Origin of the sequence: Fibrobacter sp. UWB12, assembly GCF_900142485.1 — a bacterium.
Lineage (GTDB): Bacteria > Fibrobacterota > Fibrobacteria > Fibrobacterales > Fibrobacteraceae > Fibrobacter.
Genome location: NZ_FRAZ01000003.1, coordinates 401,533 through 419,813 on the forward strand (window position 1 = coordinate 401,533; position 18,281 = coordinate 419,813).

Annotated in this window: 11 protein-coding genes; 5 read left to right on the forward strand and 6 right to left on the reverse strand. The window is 49.3% G+C overall.

The genetic code is table 11. The features are described from left to right. The 3 genes from BUA34_RS06465 to BUA34_RS06475 all read left to right on the forward strand — a co-directional run bounded on the left by BUA34_RS06465 (window position 1) and on the right by BUA34_RS06475 (window position 4,348). Window positions 1–1,608, forward strand: a complete 1,608-nt coding sequence (locus BUA34_RS06465) for a hypothetical protein (protein ID WP_072827909.1) — start codon at window positions 1–3, stop codon at window positions 1,606–1,608. Between the two features lie 276 nt (window positions 1,609–1,884). Then, a complete protein-coding gene (locus BUA34_RS06470) occupies window positions 1,885–2,718 on the forward strand; it encodes a TIGR02147 family protein (RefSeq protein WP_072827910.1) in 834 nt (277 codons plus the stop codon). 1 nt (window position 2,719) lies between these two features. Next, window positions 2,720–4,348, forward strand: a complete 1,629-nt coding sequence (locus tag BUA34_RS06475; RefSeq protein ID WP_072827911.1) for a hypothetical protein — start codon at window positions 2,720–2,722, stop codon at window positions 4,346–4,348. A 122-nt stretch (window positions 4,349–4,470) separates the two neighbouring features. Here the strand turns inward: BUA34_RS06475 and BUA34_RS06480 are convergent, their stop codons facing one another. The 4 genes from BUA34_RS06480 to BUA34_RS06495 all read right to left on the reverse strand — a co-directional run bounded on the left by BUA34_RS06480 (window position 4,471) and on the right by BUA34_RS06495 (window position 12,569). Beyond that, window positions 4,471–6,651: a glycoside hydrolase family 5 protein gene (locus BUA34_RS06480; RefSeq protein WP_072827912.1), complete on the reverse strand. Its 2,181-nt coding sequence runs from the start codon at window positions 6,649–6,651 to the stop codon at window positions 4,471–4,473. 315 nt (window positions 6,652–6,966) lie between these two features. Then, window positions 6,967–9,870, reverse strand: coding sequence for a DNA polymerase I (gene polA, locus BUA34_RS06485; RefSeq protein WP_072827913.1), 2,904 nt, complete (start codon window positions 9,868–9,870; stop codon window positions 6,967–6,969). Window positions 9,871–9,968: 98 nt separating this feature from the next. Beyond that, the gene (locus tag BUA34_RS06490) at window positions 9,969–11,675 is read right to left on the reverse strand and encodes a bifunctional ADP-dependent NAD(P)H-hydrate dehydratase/NAD(P)H-hydrate epimerase (RefSeq protein ID WP_072827914.1); all 1,707 of its coding nucleotides are present in this window, start codon (window positions 11,673–11,675) and stop codon (window positions 9,969–9,971) included. Between the two features lie 12 nt (window positions 11,676–11,687). Next, the gene (locus BUA34_RS06495) at window positions 11,688–12,569 is read right to left on the reverse strand and encodes a porin family protein (RefSeq protein ID WP_072827915.1); all 882 of its coding nucleotides are present in this window, start codon (window positions 12,567–12,569) and stop codon (window positions 11,688–11,690) included. Window positions 12,570–12,785: 216 nt separating this feature from the next. Here BUA34_RS06495 and BUA34_RS06500 point away from each other — a divergent pair, with 216 nt between their 5' ends. Beyond that, window positions 12,786–13,088, forward strand: a complete 303-nt coding sequence (locus tag BUA34_RS06500; RefSeq protein WP_254794356.1) for an ArsR/SmtB family transcription factor — start codon at window positions 12,786–12,788, stop codon at window positions 13,086–13,088. A gap of 2 nt (window positions 13,089–13,090) precedes the next feature. Beyond that, window positions 13,091–14,575, forward strand: coding sequence for an SO_0444 family Cu/Zn efflux transporter (locus BUA34_RS06505; RefSeq protein ID WP_072827917.1), 1,485 nt, complete (start codon window positions 13,091–13,093; stop codon window positions 14,573–14,575). Here the strand turns inward: BUA34_RS06505 and BUA34_RS06510 are convergent. Further along, window positions 14,572–15,564 carry a hypothetical protein gene (locus BUA34_RS06510; RefSeq protein ID WP_072827918.1) on the reverse strand — a complete coding sequence of 331 codons (993 nt, stop codon included), beginning with the start codon at window positions 15,562–15,564 and terminating at the stop codon, window positions 14,572–14,574. The two genes, BUA34_RS06505 and BUA34_RS06510, sit on opposite strands and share 4 nt — an antisense overlap. 27 nt (window positions 15,565–15,591) lie before the next feature. Beyond that, a complete protein-coding gene (locus tag BUA34_RS06515; protein WP_072827919.1) occupies window positions 15,592–18,210 on the reverse strand; it encodes a DEAD/DEAH box helicase in 2,619 nt (872 codons plus the stop codon). Window positions 18,211–18,281: the final 71 nt, after the last annotated feature.

Here is an 18,281-nt window from a genome sequence, read left to right on the forward strand (position 1 = left end):
ATGAATAAAAAACTACATATGGTATGCGCCGGATTTTCGCTTGCAGCTCTTGGTTGTTCGGGCGTTGACGTATCGGGTTCGTCAGAAGAACCCAATGTGTTGATGGCGCAAAATTCTTCGTCGAGTTCTGTTCCCGGGGCTTCATCGAGCTCGGTGGTGGAATCTTCATCGGGGAATTATGAGTTCAATGATGGCGACTTGTGGAATCCGAGTGCGGGCGATTTTACCGTTAATGTTGCTCGCTATGCGGCGTCGTTGCCGGCGGGCGCAAAAACCGATGGCCATTGGGTTTTGACAACGGATGCCGAAAATGGGGGCTCATCGTCAGTCGTTTGGCCGATGGATTATGTGAGCTCGAAAGACGAACGGGCTATTGTTGAAGCGTGCAATGGCATTTGTGGAACGGTCGTTTTGAAAGAAAGTTCTTCTTGGGATGTAGATGAAAATCCTTTTGCGTATGTTGGCTTTACGCTTGCGAAGGATAGTAGTGGCAATCCTATTCCAGTCGATGTTTCTGATTGGGGTGGTATTTGCGTAACTCTTACATCGGATCAATCGTTTAGCTTGCAATTGGCTATCCGCGACTCGTTGGATTTGCTTGATGAAAGAACTTGGCCCACTTTCGCTTATCCGGCTGTTTCTTTGCCTAGGACAAAGGATGGTGTACCTAAGACGGTATGCCGTAAATGGAGTGACTTCCGAATACCTACGTGGAAGCGAGATGTACCGGAATATTGGAAAACCGATGTGGGAGCAAAAGCAGCGAAACAGCTAGTTGCGTTTAGAATCGAATTTGCGGGGCGGCCTGGAGAATATAAATTCAATATCATGTCGTTAGGAACTTATTCCGAACCATCGTCAAGCTCTTCTTCGGGAACCGAATCGTCTGGGAATTTGTATGCAGGTGACGATTATCCCCGTGATTTGTGGGATGGTCAGGCTCGCGAGACTAATGTCAAAACGACTCTTTATGCGGATTCTTCGTGGAACCATTTGCAAAATGGTCGATGGTTCGAGTATACGGATCGAAATGAAGGCGGAAATTCGATTTTTGACTGGTATTGGAGCGATCAGTACGATGGGCATGTTGCACCTTTTGATGTGATTATCGATGCGTGCGGTAGCCTGTGCTGCTATAATGTCATATTGGACCAGGGTGAACTTTCCAGAAAGCCGTATGCGTTGTTTGGGTTCCAGTTGGCTCAAAATGATTCTAACCAGGGCGTGCCGGTCGATATCTCCAACTGGGGCGGAATCTGTGTTACCTATAAGTCGGATCATCCTATAAGGATGGATTTGGATCCGGTGTCGTTGGAAATGAGCACGGATACCTTGACTTCGGGAAGCGCTATCGAAGATGCCGATTTGGATATTTATAAATGGCCTTCTGTTGTTTTACCCAAAACGTCTTCTTTAGAAATCGTTAAGTGCTATAAATGGAATGAATTTACCCAGCCTTATTTGGACAAGTTGCCGAATCCCGAAAAGTACAGGATATCGGGCGAAGATGTTGCCAAAAGGGCTGTAGCGGTCAGGTTCATTATCGAAGGCGAAAATGGCAACGTGGGAGCTTTCAATATAAAGGCCCTTGGAACGAATCGCGATTAGAAAATTATAGTAAGGAGGAAAAGAAGGACCCGGCGAAAGCCGGGCCCTTTTCGTATGACGGAGGGAATGTGTTGAAACTGTGCGTGCGAATCCGGTAGTTTGATAGGCTTCTCAGCCTTGGCGCATGATGGAATGGGCTTATACAGTACAGGGTGTACTATATATAATTAAATTGCGTTTTATACATGAACAAAAATGCTAAAAACTGATAAATTTTAAAGAAAATGTACTATAAAATATTGACGGCTGGGTGGACGGAATGGTATATTTATTAGTATGAAACCAATAGTTGAATATCAAGATTATCACGCTTTTTTGAACGACTACTATGAAGAACGCAAGAGGACTTCTGCGTTTTCATGGCGCGAGTTTGCCAAAATTGCGGGGTTTGTTTCGCCGTCGTACCTCAAGATGGTTTGCGAGGGCAAGACGAATTTGAGTAAGGTGACTATGGACCGTGTAGCTAAGGCTATAGGTCTTGTTGGACGCGAGGTCACTTATTTTGAGGCGATGGTCCAATTTGATAACGCCAAAACGGACGATGCTAAGAAGAGTTTCTTAGAACAGATGCAATCGATTGCGCTCGATCATAAAGTTCGCATTATCGATAAGGATGCTTTCGAGTATTACGATACTTGGAAAAATCCGGTGGTGCGCGAGTTGGCGCCGTTGATGCCGGGAGCCATGCCGGGTGATATTGCAAAAGCCTGCGCGCAAGATGTTTCTGCGTTGGATGTCCGCAAGTCGCTTGCGTTTTTGGAACGCGCGGGATTCTTAAAACAAGTGCGCGAAAATGTTTACGAACAAACTGAAAAGTCTGTGGAAGGCTCCAAGGAGGGCTTGCCGCTTGCAATCCGTTCGATGCAACGAGCCATGGGCAATTTGGCGGTGGATTCTCTGAATCGTTTTACTCCGGACGTGCGAAACGTTACGGGGGTTACGATGGGCGTGAATCGTGAAGCGTACGAAAAAATTGTCGCAGTGCTTGACGAGTGCCGCAAAAAGATTACTGATATTGCAAACGAGTGTAGCGATATCACTCAAGTTTACAGGTTGAATTTACAGCTGTTTCCGCTATCAAAGGAAATTGTGAAAAAAGAGGAGGTTTGATATGAACAAAAAACTTTATACGGCTTGCGGTGCTATGGTGCTGAGTCTTGCAGCATGTACTGGAGATAACGGAAACATCAGCGGCACTTCAACGGAGCCGAATACGGTGGCGTTTGGATCGTCAAGTTCCGTGGGGGAATCTTCTTCGGGGAGTTTTGGACTGAATGGATATGATTTGTGGAATCCTCAGGCGGGAGATTACCATGTTAATACTGCAATTTACGCGTCGAGGCTGCCTGCGAATGTAGAGGCTGATGGTCATTGGTTCTGGGAGGCTCGTGGCGCGGATGAAAACGAAGGTGGGCAGTCTTCCATAATCTGGCCTGTAGAACTCGGTAGTGATGCGGATTCCCTGTCTACTGTTATTGAGTCGTGTCAGGGCATTTGCGGTGTAGCCAACTTGAAGAAGGGAACAATGACCATGCAACCTTTTGCTGGCGTTGGCTTTGTAATGGCTAGAGATGCGGCTGATAATCCGACTCCGATTGATGTTTCTGATTGGAATGGCGTTTGCATTTCGTATACATCTGATGTGGCTGCTTCGCTAGTGCTTGATTTGGGAGATTCGCTAGGTGCATTGTTTGACGATGGCTTTGGATTCCCGGCTGTGGCTTTGCCGAAAGCGCTTAGTCAGGTTACCAAGTGCTTTAATTGGAGCCAGTTTAAATTCCCATCTTGGAAAAAAGAATTTCCGGATGGCTGGAGTCGAGAAGCCGGGGAGAAGTCTGCTAAACAGTTGATAGGTCTGATGTTTAGAATTCAGAATGAACCTGGGCAATATAAGTTCAATATCAAGTATTTTGGAACGAAAGCAGACGGTGTGCCGGAAGTAGAAAACCCGGAATCTATAGGTGATGCTGGAGTGGTCGATTCGTCAGGTGAATTTGTTCTGTACGGCTATGACGGCGTTTTGTGGACTCCAACTAAAAATCCGGACCGAGTTAAAACATCATATTATGCTGAAAACGTTTGGCCGGAAAATGCCGTGGAAGATGGCCGTTGGTATTGGGCTACGGACGAAGATGTGGGCGGAATGTCGTCTGTAAAATGGCCGGTGGTAGTAGGTGCGGAAAATTCGTTGACTCCGGTTGTCGAATCGTGCAAGGGCGTTTGTGGCGTTGCGTCCCTGAAGAAGGGGGCTAGCCAGACGGATCCGTATGTGTCGCTCGGCTTTGGAATCGCTAAGGATGCTTCTGGAGAACCGTTGCCTGTTGATATATCGAATTGGAATGCGGTCTGTTTTGAATATTATTCAGAAATACCCATAAGGGTTGAACTGGTTGTAAGCGATACGTCGGATGGCTTGCCGTGGGCGAAATTGCCTAGCTCTCGAAAGACTGTAAAACGATGCGTAGATTGGGGCCATTTCAAACTACCTAAGGACAGTATTGCTCCTTATGAAGGTGAAATAAATGACATGAGTGACGTGACCAAGATGATGATGCATGGAAGTTACGAAGCGTCTCGTATTGAAGAAAAAGTGGAAAATGCTGCTAAGCAAACGATTTCTGTAAGGCTGAAGATTCAAGATGAAGTGGACGGTGATTATAGGTTTGGCATTGGCGCCATCCACATGATGTTTATTGATGAAAATGGTGCGTTCATACGCGATTGGCAAACTGAATGGTAATTTGTTAGGAGGAAAAGAAAAAAGGGCTCGGCAATTGCCGGGCCCTTTTCCCTAAACAACAGGAGATTTTTCTCTCTGTTATTCCCTTGCTGTAAACACTCCAACATGCAAGGGGTTTAAAGTTAGCGGAGGCGGACTTGCTGTACGCTCTTCTGGCTGCCCATCTTGACTATGAGGACTGCAGCGCCGCGAGCGCTTGTGCTCAACTGGACTTCGTTTGCACCGACGTGGGCATTGAAGTTCTTCTGGGCGATGACTTGGCCCATGGAGTTCATGAGCATAGCCGTACCGCGAGTAGCTCTGTTGGCGTTGAACATTGCCGTGACGGAGCCCTGAGCGACGTTCAGGCGGAGACCCGTTGCCTTGGCGGCGACTGCCTTAATGGCGGAGGAGCCGGAACCGGAGACGGCGACAATCTTGCCAGATGCGGTGCCTTCGGTAGAGGGCTTCTTGTCGAAGTCATCGATGATTTCGGTAGAACCGTCAGCCTTGATGCCCTTGATGTAGTCAATCGTGATAGTGCCAGAAACCTGCGTGCCGTAAAGGTTGAGGCCGATTGCGTTGGCGGAACTGAGGCCTGTGGGTTCGGTGCGGAAGTCGGTCCACATAATCTTGAAGGTCTGGAACGTGGTAGCGTCGAGCTGCTGGTCGGCCTGTTCCAAAACGCTTGCGTCAAACCAATCCCAGCTGCTGCCGGTCATCATGAAGAGGTCCATGGAGGTCCAGCCGTATTCGCCGCAATCCTTTGCTGCGTTGGTGCAGGGGCCTGCTGTAGCGACTTCACCCTTCATGCGGATTTCGAGACCAACGTACTTGGAGAGGTCCTTGTTTGCGCCGGAGAGGTTGATGCGGAGCGTGCCTGTTTCGCTGGAGTCGGCGGTCTTGCTTGTGTAGGTGACGAGAACGCCCTTGCCGTCTGCAGTTTCAGGAACTTCGTTTTCGTTGACGAGGCTGTCGAGGTTGCTCTTGTTGTTGCCTTCCATGCCGTATGCCTTCTGCAATGCGTTCAAGACATCCGGGTCGAGAATGGAGTAGGTGCCCTTCTGGCGGGTGATGATGGTCATGTTGCCGTCGTCTTCTGCACCGGTGTCCCAAACGTAAGGAACAATGCCGTTTGCCTTCGCATTCTTGGCGACTTCACCGTAGAAGAGGGCGCGGCCCTGCAAATGGAGCTTGAGGTTTGCGGCGTCGGTAATCTGACCGGTGCGCTTGATGGCGCCGAGTTCACCGATAATTACAGGAATGCCCTTGTCGCAGAACATCGTCTTGAGTTCGCCGAATGCCTTTGCAATCTGGTTCGGAGTGCCGAGAGCGGAGTTGTCGATACTCTTGCTGTAAACGTTCCAGCCCATGTTGTGTTCCTTGTCATTCGTGCTGGAAAGTCCGGTGTAGTAATAATACTGCTTGCCCCAATCTTCGTCAGCGGTCATGAGGGAGTACTGATACGGATAATAGTGGACTTCGGCCATCATGTAGCCTTCGCCAGCCGGGTCGGTCGGCCAGCTCGTGCTGAGCATCGGAGCGTTATCCATTTCGGTACGCGGAGCCTGCACAATCAAGGTGCGGGTGTCGTTGTTGCCACCTGCGCTACGCACGGAAGTGATGAATGCGTCGTAGTAGCCCTTCAAAATCTGCATACGGGAGTTGTCGAATGCCCACTGGCCGCTGGAACCCCACGGGTCGTTCACGCCCGGTTCGTTGGCGCCTGCGAAGAGAAGGTGTTCGTCGTAGTCTTTAAAATAAGATGCAATCTGAGCCCAGAATGCGGCCTGGCGGGCCTTGACGGTTGCAGAGGAGTTAGCGATGTCGCCGGAACCGCTACGCGGATTGGCCGTGCCTTCATAAACGCGGTCTTCGAGCCAGCCTTCGTCCCAGTGGGAGTTCAAGACGACGTACATGCCTTCGGCGATGACCATGTCCACCACGTCCTTCACCTGCTTGAGCCAAGCAGCATCAATTGTCGGGTTGGTGAATGTGGCGTCCTTGCCTACGTGGGTGTATGCACCGTTGTCGGCGGTACCGCCGTTTGCTGCGATATCTTTAGCGAGAGCATCAGAATGGGAATACCAAGCGCAAGGAATACGCACGGTGTTGAAACCGGCTGCCTTGATGGCCTTGATATAGCCGGCGGTCGGAAGCGGGTTGCCCCAAGCTGTGGGGTTTTCCGGAACTTCCATGGTATTACCGATATTGTAACCCATGCCCATGGGTTCAACGAGTGCGGTTGCCTTGGGAAGTGCAAATGCCGATGCTGCTGCCATGAGGAGGGAGCTAGCGGCGATGCCGAAGGTATTAAATCTCATTGCTAAGACTCCTTATTAAAACTTGCGTTTGGGGTGCCTTTGTGCTGAAATTTTGATGATTTTTAGAATTTTTTGAGAACATTTGGCGCGAAATTTACAGCGCTTTTATACTCACAAACATCCCTTTTTTCATCCTTTTCGAGGATACACCCGTTCTTTGCTTAGTAATATATATGAAAATGCTTGAGTGCGCAACAAGAAAATTGATATTTTACAAAAAATATCAACTTTGTAAGTTATTGTGTGATGAAAGTCTCAAAAATTTTGAGAACTTTTTTTGAGAACATTTAGGGCTGCGCAGGGAATGCGCGAACTTTAATGCGCCTCGAGCCAGTTTTTGCCGAATCCGACGCTCGCAACGAGTGGAACTTTAAGTTCCATGGCCCCTTCCATTTCGGACTTGACCATGGCAGAAAGTTCTTCGACTTGGTCCTTCGGGCACTCGAACACGAGTTCGTCATGCACCTGGAGCATCATGCGGAGCGGGAGGTTCTCGTCATTGATGCGTTTTTGGATGCGGATCATGGCAATCTTGATGAGGTCGGCGGCGCTGCCCTGCACGGGGGTGTTCACGGCCATGCGTTCGGCCATTTGCGATTCCATGCGGTCGGAACTGTCGATGCCTGCGATGTAGCGGCGGCGGCCGGAAAGCGTTTCCACATAGCCGTCGCGGTGGGCGGCTGCCTTGGTGTCGTCGATGAACTTTTGCACGCCCTGGTACATTTCGAAGTAGCCGTCGATAAAGCTCTTGGCCTGTGCCATCGGGATTTTCAAATCGCGGGAGAGGCGGAAGGCGGTCATGCCGTAGAGCACGCCGAAATTCACGACCTTTGCGTCACGGCGCATGTCGGCGGTCACGTCTTCGAGGCTTACGCGGTTGATGGCGGCTGCAGTGCGGGCGTGAATGTCGATACCTTCCTTGTAGCTTTCGATGAGCGCTTCGTCTCCGCTCAGGTGGGCTAGCATGCGGAGTTCAATTTGCGAGTAATCCACCGCGAGAATCACGTTGTTCGGGTTCTGCGGTACGAATGCGGCGCGGATTTGCTTGCCGAGTTCGCTACGGACGGGGATGTTTTGCAAGTTCGGGTCGCGGCTCGAAAGGCGGCCTGTCGCGGTGCCCCACTGGATAAAGCTCGTGTGGATGCGTTTGGTGTCTGGATTCACGAGCGTCGGGAGCACGGAGACATAGGTGCTCTGCATTTTCTTGAGTTCGCGGTATTCGATGACCGCAAAGACGATGGGGTGGGCCGCGCGGAAGCTGAGTTCTTCGAGGACGGCTGCATCAGTGCTGCGTTTTTTGATTTCGGGGAGTCCGAGCGTGTCAAAGAGCACTTCGCCGAGCTGCTTGGGTGAACCGATATTGAATTCGCAACCGGCCATGTCGCAGATTTCTTTTTCGAGCTTTTCGATGCGGTGCTGCAAATCGGCTTGCAGGTCCTTTAGAATCTTGGTGTCGACGAATGCACCGACGCCTTCCATCTGGTAAAGTACCTTGAGAAGAGGCATTTCCTGACTGAAGAAATACTTTTCGTAGTCGTACTTCTGGAGCTTGGCGCGGAGCGGAGCCCAGAGGCGGAGCGTGTAGACCGCATCTTCGGCGCCGTATTCGGTGGCGTCCTTGATGGGTGTGCGGTTGAACGTAATTTGGTTCTTGCCGCGTCCGATAAGGTTTTCAATCGGAATCATCTCGTGCTGCAAAAGTTGCATCACCTGATTGTCGAGGCCGAGCCCGGTTTGGCCGGGCGAGAGCATCCAAGCGGCAATGAGCGTATCGACAATGTTTGCAGAATCGATTTGCTTTTGTGTGAGACCGAACGTGCGGGCGAGAACGTGTAAGTCGAATTTCGCGTTGTGGAAAACGAGGGAACGCTTGGGGTTGCCGGACTGCTTGGATTCGCTGTTGGAAATGTCGCCGGAGAGTGTGCAAGAATCGTTCCAGAAATCAACGAACCACTTCTTTGTTACGTTAAAGTCGAAGTTGCCGCCCTTGCCGGCGGGGTACGGGAATCCGATATCGTCGGTATGCCCGAGCGGGATGTAGTAGCCCTTGGGAACGCTACCGTCTTTTGCGGTGGCCGCAAGGCAAAGCCCGACAATGTTGCATTGCATCGGATCAAGTCCGTCGGTTTCTGTGTCGATGCCGATTTCGGTCGCTTCGTCGAATTCCTTTTTCATCTGTTCGAAGGTTTCTTCGTTGTCGATGCAGATGTAGGTGGGCGGGAGGTCGACCGGAAAACTTGCTTTTACGATTTTGCTGGATTCGCTAGAATCGCCGGCCGCGTCGTCGGAAGAGTCGCTAGATTCGCCGCTATCGTCTTTGCGTACAAAGCCGGTTTTGCTCGGAACGTTTTCTAGCAATCGAATGAGACTGTTGATTTCGTGCTCTTTGAAAATGCCTTCGAGCGTGTCGCTGTGGATGCCGCAGAATTCAAGGGCATCGAGGTTGCCGTTGTAGGCACGCTTTGTCTGTAGCGTCACGAGTTCGCGGCTGAGGAATGCCTGTTCCTTGTTGTTTGCGAGATTGTCGTGCAAACCTTTTTTCTTGATGTTGTCGAGGTTTGCGTAAATGTTGTCCATGTCTCCGTATTCGGTCAACAGCTGGATGGCGGTCTTCGGGCCGACTTTGGGAACGCCTGGAACGTTATCGCTCGAGTCGCCCATGAGTGCTAGGTAGTCGCGGATTTTTTCAGGCGGAATGCCGTATTTTTCGAGGACTTGCTGCGGTCCGAAATCGATGCCGTCGGCGCCTTTTTCCAAGTGGAAAAGGTGAATTTTGTCGGTCACGATTTGCGACATGTCCTTGTCTTTGCTGATGATCACAACGTGGTCGAAGCCTGCGTTGACTGCGGCCTCGGCGGCGCTTGCCATCACGTCATCGGCTTCGTAGCCGGGTTCTGACAAAAGTGGAATGCCGCTTGCTTCCAAGGATTCGCAAAGGAGTGGCATTTGGGCGGCCATTTCGTCGGGCATCGGGCCGCGATTGGCCTTATAGTCCGGGTAAAGTTCGTGGCGGAAAGTCTTGGTGTGCGCGACATCGCGGGCGATTGCAAAATGCGTGGGTTTGTGCTTTGCTAAAATGCGGAGCACTGCGCCCCAATAGCCGTGCATCATGGAAACTTCTTCGCCCTTGCTGTTGACGAGCGGGTTCTGGTTGTAAGCGTAGAACATGCGGAACGCGAGTGCGAATGAATCAAGAAGTAGTAAAGTCTTTTCTGCCATACTGGGGAATGTAGTAATTTGCCAAAAAGAGCCGAGTCGAATATCGCGCCAAAGTTGGCTTTGGCATAGCCGAGGCAGGTTGCTGAGCGCGGAGCTCGTTAAAATGCTTTGTGCAGATTCTTAATCACATCGCTCGGGAGCATGCTGAATGCACCGAGTTCTTCACGTGTGATGCGTCCTGCTTTCTGGTGCAAAAGAGCTCCGAGTACGGCTGCTTCTGTTACGGCGAGCCCCTGCGAAATTAAGGCTACGATAATGCCTGTAAGAACGTCTCCGCTGCCGCCCTTTGCCATGCCGGAGTTTGCAACAGGAATAATGTAGACGTTTCCATCGGGCGCAGCAATAAAGGTGGGGGCTCCTTTTAAAAGAATTACTTTATTTATGCTTGTGGCGATTTCTCTTAATCGGCTCGGAATTTCGCAACTGTTTTCGGGGAGTTTGCCGAAAAGCCTTGCAAATTCTCGAATGTGCGGAGTTAAAATCGCTGGCGCCTTCATCTCACGCAAATACTGTACTGCCGCGCTATCGCTAATGGCCGCGCAGTTATTTGTTGCAGCGCAATCCTGTGAAGCGGTGTTGATTGCGCCTTCGTTTAAAGTCGCGATGGCGTTTAATGCGTCGGCATCGATGACGGTCGGTGCGCTCAACTGCGGGAGTAAATCAAAAACGGCTTGGACTGCGCCTGCGTTTGTCGAAAGCCCTGGTCCAATGGCGATGGCGCTTGCGTGTTTCGCGCGCTTTAATAAAGTCGGGATGTGTTCAGGTTGCAGAACTCCGCGATTCTCGCTGTGAGCTTCGTCGCGGCGATTTTCGCCTGCTTTATCTTCGAGTCTACAAAAAACAGGTTCCGAGAGCTTAGTTTGCAAAACTTGTGCGATGCTTTGCGGCACGGCCAATGTTACAAGGCCTGCTCCACTGCGGAGGGCTGCTTCTGTGCAAAGCGCGGCTGCTCCCGGCATATCCTTGGAGCCGGCAATAATTAATGGACTGCCTTGAATGCGCTTGTCTCCCCATTCGTCACGTTTGGGCGTGAGTTGCGGAATGGCGCTTTCTGTGATGAGATAAACTCTTTCGTCAAATTGCTGAACGAGTTCTGCAGGGTAGTTCAGCGGAGCGATAACTACTTTGCCAAATGATGGTCCGCCTTCTTTTGTGTAGGCGTCGAGCCTCGGAAATCCGAACAACATTGTTTCATCTGCATGAATGCAAATGTCGTTGCAAATGTGTGCTTTTGAATCATAACCCGTGGGGGCATCTGCTGCGATTACTGGAAGACCGCTATTGTTTATTGCTTGTACGGTGCTTGCAAATTCTTGGCGGAGTTCGCCTTTGGCGCCGTTCCCGAGCATGCAATCGACAATGAGTTTAAAACCATCGTGCAAAAGGAGTGAGGCTTGCTTGGGGTCTTCTATAATTTTTTTGAAATCAAAAAGGGAGCCGCCCGCTTGCTGAAAATCATCAAGGGCTAATTTGGCTTCGTTCTTGAATTTGATTTCGTTGGCGAGGCTGAATACGGTGCTTTTAATCCCGGCTTGCAAAAGGTGTTTTGCAAGTACGAGTCCGTCTCCGCCATTGTTGCCGCCACCGATAAAAATAGCGATGGGCTCAAGCGCTTTTTCTTGAACAAATTTGAAAAGCGCAAGCCCTGCTTCTTGCATTAACGTGTATCCGCTTTGGATAACGTCTTTTTCGGAAGGTTCGCTCGTATTCTCGTTTGCTAAGAAATTCTTTGACGCAGTATCAAGACCGCGTATGCCATCAGTTGAAAGGATGGGTTGCAAATTCAAAGACTGGAGCGAATACATTTTTACACCGTATTAGATGAACCAGTAGGTGACACCGAGTTTGAACATCATCGTGTGTGCGCCCTTCAGGTTAGAGAACGAGCATTTGACACTGCTCTTGATTTTGGATCCTTCGTAGTCGTCTGCAGTGAGTTCGTCGAGGTACTTCGTGTCAGGGAATACGTCGTTGAAGCCCATGTACCAACGAAAACCGACTGTTAAATTGTCCAAAATGTGGTAGCCGAGACCGATATTGATGCCGAGTTCGACAGCGCTTTGTTCGATGTTTTCAAAATCATCGTAAGCGCCGCTTTCGTTTTCTATAGTGTAATCACCGCTTGTGTTGATAGAAATCTGCGGACCGACTTCAAGATAGAATGTTTTTGTAATTTCGCCTCGTACATAAAATGCGAAATCAAGGAAGGTCATGTCGAAGTTTCTGGTGTAATCGTCGTCTCCGTGTTCAAGATAAAGGAGGCGGAAGGCGATTTCTGGAGTGAACAAAAGTCCTTTCGTGATGGTGAAGCGTGCTGCAACACCGAAATCAGCACCGAAACCTGTAGGCGCGTCCAAGTCGTCGAGGTCCTTGAAGCCCCAGAAGTTACCATAGATGAATGATGCGCGTGCGCCGAATCCGATTGCTTGTTTTTTGGGATTGTAGGCGGGCTGTTCATCGATAGGCATGGAATCGTTGCTTTCGGCTGGGGCGGCTTCGGCCTGTGTTGTTGTTGCAGGCTGTGCAGTCGCTTGTGTGGCTTGCGGTTCGTTGTATGCCGGAGCAGGAACTTCAACGGCAGCCGGGGTTGTTGTTACGGGTTGTGCGTTATCCCATTCAGAAGATTGTGAATAGTCTTGAGCGGTTGCGATTGCGGTAGCGCAGAGAACGGTCAAAAGACTGGCTGCGATTTTTTTCATAAAAACTCCTTTTTAATACAATCCTTTTAAAGGATTTCCTGGCTTGTAATGATAATATAATAAACAGATTAATCTGTTTTGATGTGTTTTGCTCCAAAATGACTGAAATATGAGGCGTTCGTCTTGACATAATGAATGAAAATATGTATATATGAATTGTTGTTCATGTATTTAAACAATTAAAAAAAGAGAACGAGTATGTGCAAAGCATCGAATATGCAAAATATTTCTATCGATACTCTGTTTGAACTTTCGGAGTTTTTCAAGTTCTTTGGCGATACGACACGTATCCGTGTGATTCATCTTTTGCTTTCGGGCGAGATGTCGGTAAGTGCCATTGCCGAAAAGCTGAACCTCGAACAATCCGTGGTAAGTCACCAGTTGCGTATTTTGCGCACGGCGAACTTGGTCAAGCCGACTCGTGACGGGCGTAAAATTTATTACGCGCTCGACGACGAGCATATTGGCGAAATTTTCAATACGGGTCTTGCTCATATTTTGCATAAGAAAAAGGCATAGTCATGGAATACATTACAACTTTTATTCTTGAATTTATTACGCTGTTTTCGGAAATGGCTCCGTTCCTGCTTTTGGGCTTTTTGCTTGCAGGAATTTTGCATGTGTGGGTGCCGAATCAAGTGTATGTGCCTAAAATTTCGAAGCCGAATTTTGCATCTGTGCTTTGGGCCTCTTTATTTGGAGTGCCGCTTCCGATTTGCAGTTGTGGCGTGATTCCGACATCGATTGCGCTCAGGCGTGAAGGCGCTAGCAAGGGCGCAAGCGTGAGTTTTTTGATTTCGACTCCTGCGACGGGCGTAGATTCTATTTTGGCAACATACTCCTTGCTTGGACTTCCGTTTGCCATTCTGCGTCCGATCGCTGCTTTTGCGACTGCTATGTTTGGCGGTGTGCTGACAAATTTTGCAACGCGCAATGAATCTGCGGAAGTTGCTGGTGCGGAACACAAGGATTCTCACGAACATCACCATCATGAACATGATCACGAACATCATCACCACGAACACCATCATGAGCATTGTGGTTGTGGCGATCATGAACATTGTGAGTGTGACATCTCGAAAAACTCAGCGACCGCGAAAAAAACTTTTGTTCAAAAACTCGGTGAAACCATCGAATATGGACTCGTCAATATGGTGGGCGATGTGAGCAAGTGGCTTATGATTGGTCTTTTGCTTGGTGCGTTGATTTCTGCATTTGTCCCGAACGAACTGTTCCTTGCATTGCGTGAATACCCGATTCTTTGCATGGTCTGTGTGTTGCTTTTGGCGATGCCGATGTACACGTGTGCGACGGGCTCCATTCCGCTTGCGCTTGCGCTTGTAGCAAAGGGTATTACTCCTGGTGCAGCTCTTGTGCTTTTGATGGCTGGCCCTGCAACGAGTATCGCTTCGATGCTTGTGGTTGGCAAGGCTTTTGGTAAGCGCACTCTCGTTGCATACTTGTTCTCGATTGCTTTTGGTGCGATGTTCTTTGGCTTCATTGTCGATACGTTCTTCATGGATACGTTCCTTTCGGCAATGCTTCCGCAGGGCGCTGCTGAATGTCATGGTCATGGAGCGCTAGGCGTATTCGATTACATTTGTGCCGGTCTCCTTGCTTTGTTTATGATTTATGCAAAGTTCGCACATAAAGGTTGCGATGGACATTGCGGATGTGGTTGCTGTGATTCTCATTGTGGCTGCGAAGACCATGATGACGATGATGAAGAACATGAACATTGCTGCTGCCACGATCATGATGAAGACCATGACGAGGAACATGACGAACACGAATCGGAACCGAAAACGAAAACATACAAAGTCTTTGGAATGACTTGCAGTCACTGCAAAGCGTGTGTCGAAAAAGCTGCGTTTGCGCTCGAAGGCGTTGTCTTTGCTGCGGCAAATGTCGCAAAAAAAGAACTCGTTATCGAAGGTTCTGTGGACGAAGCGGCTTTAAAGAAAACTATCGAAGAAGCTGGCTTTGAATTCGGTGGCGAAGCCTAGAAAGATCGTTCCCAGCTGAACGCAATGCTGTCAAAATACCATTCGCGTCCAGACTGAATAAGGTGAGGTTCTTCCTCGCCTTTTTTGTGGTCTGTGGTAAAGCTTCTACGGCTTGCTATTATAGCATCAATAGTAAGGGAGTTTGTTTTGTTTAAAGCAAGTCTTGCAAGAAAGTTTAATTTGACGGTCATGAATTTGCCAAAAGTATCGGCATAGTCTCCAAAATCTTTTTTGCTGTAGTTCCCGTACATATCGGCCATGATTCCAACGAAGTTGACAACTTTGGGCATCTGGTAGCCGAGCAATGCAATGAATTCATAACCGAGTCCGTTTGCGTAGCCTTCGGTTGTTTGCCATGCCCACAATTGTCCTTTTTCGAGGCCCGTGATTCCTTTGTAAATCATCTGGTAATTAGCGACCATGACGACGTGAGTCCAGTCGCCTTCAAAAATTTCACCTGTGTCGAATTGGAATGTTGCGCCGACCCAATGGTCGTGATAGTAATGAGCAAAGAGTGTTAGGTTTTTATAGGTGCTACCGTTGTATTTGCAGAAACCTTCGAAGCCGAGTGCGTTCCAGCCCGAGCCAATACTAGAACCAACGTCAAAAACAAGGAATGGAAGTGGCGTGAATGAAACTTTTGCTATGGGACGTATGCTCAAAGGTGAAAATTCTAGAGATCCGTTGAGCTCTACATTCGCTCCCGAAAGGAGTTCTCCTTCGCCGAGTGGCGTGGGAATTGTGTATGTTGATTTCCACGTTGCCTTGGCGAGAATTCCGTCAAAGGGGCCCGTTATTTTAGCGAAGTGATCACCACCTTTTTGATAGTCGCTTTGGGGATAGTATGCGAAATCGACCTTTAGCGCGTGCGAAATTTTTTTTGATTCTTCGGCGTGAGCGGAACATGCAAAAGTCGTACTTGTAACAGCGCAAATTGTTGCAGAGTATATAACCCCTTCGAAGATTGAAATAAAAAGAGTATTTTTCATACCAACACCCTCTTTTTATAATATACTCTAAACTTCGCCAATACGTGCTAATTTTATTAATGGCATTCCGGCTTCTCGGCTTTCGTCGAGATTGACCGTGAAATCAATGCTCCAATCGTTAAATTCTTCCTCGTCTTGCAGCATCTGCTGGATTTGCATAATGTTGCCTTCGTAGGTGACGATAGTGTGGGTAAGGGAACGGCCTTCCACGTCCATACGGAATCTGTGGTGTTCGGCAGTGTAAGCGGCCATCGTTTCGATGAGGCGCTTCTCGGTCCATGGCGTGCCATCGGCATCTGCCAAAAGTTCGCCTTCGGCGAGGTCGTCGGCAAGGCTGTCCAGCACATCGTTGAAGTCTTGCTTTTGCAAGCTCATCATAATCTGGAAAATGCGTTGGCGCACCAAGCTGAGGAAACGCTTCTTGTCGTAAGTGATGTCGGCGGCGGCCTTGTCTGCACCGAATGCTTTCTCGGCTTCGTCTTCGGCGGTACCTTCGTCCAAGCGTTTCTGGTAATCTTCCGGATGCGCCATCTTTTCCCATTCTTCCAAGAGGCTCGAGTCTACGCGGCGGATCATTTCACCGAGATAGTCCTGCATTTCAAGGAGTTCTTCGTTCTTGTAGCCGTCGGGAACTGTCTGCGATAGCACCTTGTAAACGCCATTCAAGTGGCGCAGCAAAATGGCTTCCATGCGCTGCAGGTTGTACTGCTTTACATAGCCGCTAAATGTGCTGAAATTCTCGAACATCTCGCGCACAATGGACTTAGGCTCAATGTTTTCATCTACCCACGGGTGAATGTCTGCAAATGCATCGAATGTGTCGTAAATAAAATCGCGTAATGGCTTCGGGTATTCGACTTTCTCCAATTCTTCGAGGCGCTGGTTGTATTCCATGCCCTGCGCTTTGAGTTCGTTCATGCGGGCGTCGCGGGCCTTGCTCTGCTGGATGCGCAAAATGGCATCAGGATTTTCAAGAATGCTTTCGCACAAGGTAATGACATCGAGCGCGTATTCTGGCGAGTCTTTGTCGAGCTTCGGCAGTGTGTCGAGCAGGTACAGCGAAAGCGGTTGGTTCATCGAAAAGTCATCTTGCAGGTCCATGTTGACGCGCAAGTGGCTGTAACCTTTGGCTACCGCTGGAACAAATTCGATAATCTTCTTTTCGACGAGACTGCGGAACAAGAGAAAGGCGCGGTGCTGCAACTGCTTTTTGCTTGCTGCACTTTCGTGGCAATCCTTAAGGAGTGCTCGCATGGCACGGCAGCCGTCCGTCGGGCGGCTTAAAATGTTTAAAAGCATCCCGTGGTTGACTTGGAAACTTGACGTGAGTGGTTCCGGTGCAGAGTCAATCAAACGCTTGAACGTGTTTTCGTCAAACGGAATGTAGCCGTGTTCAGGCGGTTTGCGCTTTTGGAACTTTTTACCGGTCGTGCGGGACTTTGCTTCAAGTTTCAAGTTTTCGATGACATGTTCAGGTGCTTGAGCGACAACGTAACCAACATTGTCAAAACCTTTACGACCTGCGCGTCCTGCAATTTGGTGAAAATCTCGCGCGGTCAAAATGGCGGTCTTGTCGCCGCTGTACTTGCATAGCTGCGTGAAAAGGACCGTGCGGATAGGAACGTTCACGCCAACGCCGAGCGTGTCTGTTCCGCAAATGACTTTGAGCAAACCTTGTTGCGCCAACTTTTCGCAAAGAATGCGGTACTTGGGCAAGAGCCCTGCATGATGAATGCCAATGCCTTGCTTGAGCCAGCGCTTGACATCCGGGCCGTATGGGCTAGAAAAGCGAACCTCTTTAATTGCTTCGTTAATCTTGACTTTTTCTTCTTTGGTGCAGAGGTCCAGACTCATAAAGTTTTGGGCGTTGCTTGCAGCCGCAGCCTGCGTAAAGTGAACAACGTAAACAGGAGCTTTGCCTTCGTTCACGAGCTTTTGCACTTCGGTCGAAATTTCTGTAGTGCTGTAGCTAAAGTCCAGAGGCACCGGGCGCTGTGAAGAACGGACCGTTACCGATTCGCGACCTGTATGCTTTGTCATGTCGCGTTCGAAAAATTCTGTTGCGCCGACCGTTGCACTCATCAAAAGGAATCGCGACTGCGGGAGCGTCAAAAGCGGAACTTGCCAGGCGACACCGCGTTCGCGGTCGGAATAGTAATGGAATTCATCCATCACGATGTCTGTGATGGTGAGCGTTTCGCCTTCACAGAGCGCCATGTTCGAAAGAATTTCTGCCGTGCAGCAGATGATGGGCGCATCACGGTTGACGGTTGCGTCACCGGTCGAAAGTCCGACGTTCTCGGCGCCAAATTCCTTGCAGAGCGCCATCCATTTTTCGTTCACCAATGCTTTGATGGGGCACGTGTAAACGCTACGGCGGTTGTGCACAAGGCTGTCGAAATGCAGAGCAAGCGCAACCATGGATTTTCCACTTCCGGTCGGCGTGTTGAGAATGACATTTTTGCCGTCTAAAATTTCCAAAATTGCTTCTTCTTGAGCGGGGTATAACGTTGTCCCGCGGGCCTCAGCCCATGCCATAAATTGTTCTAAAACGTCTTCGGACGATATATCGGAACGGTGTCCGTTGACTTTTTCGAGAAGTTCATTCAAAAAATCTTTGAGAATACGCTTGTTTTGCTCTGCCATAATGCCTCAAAGATAACTTTTTGAAAATATTTCGTAGGAAGTTTTCTATTTTCGAAATCAAGGAGATTTGT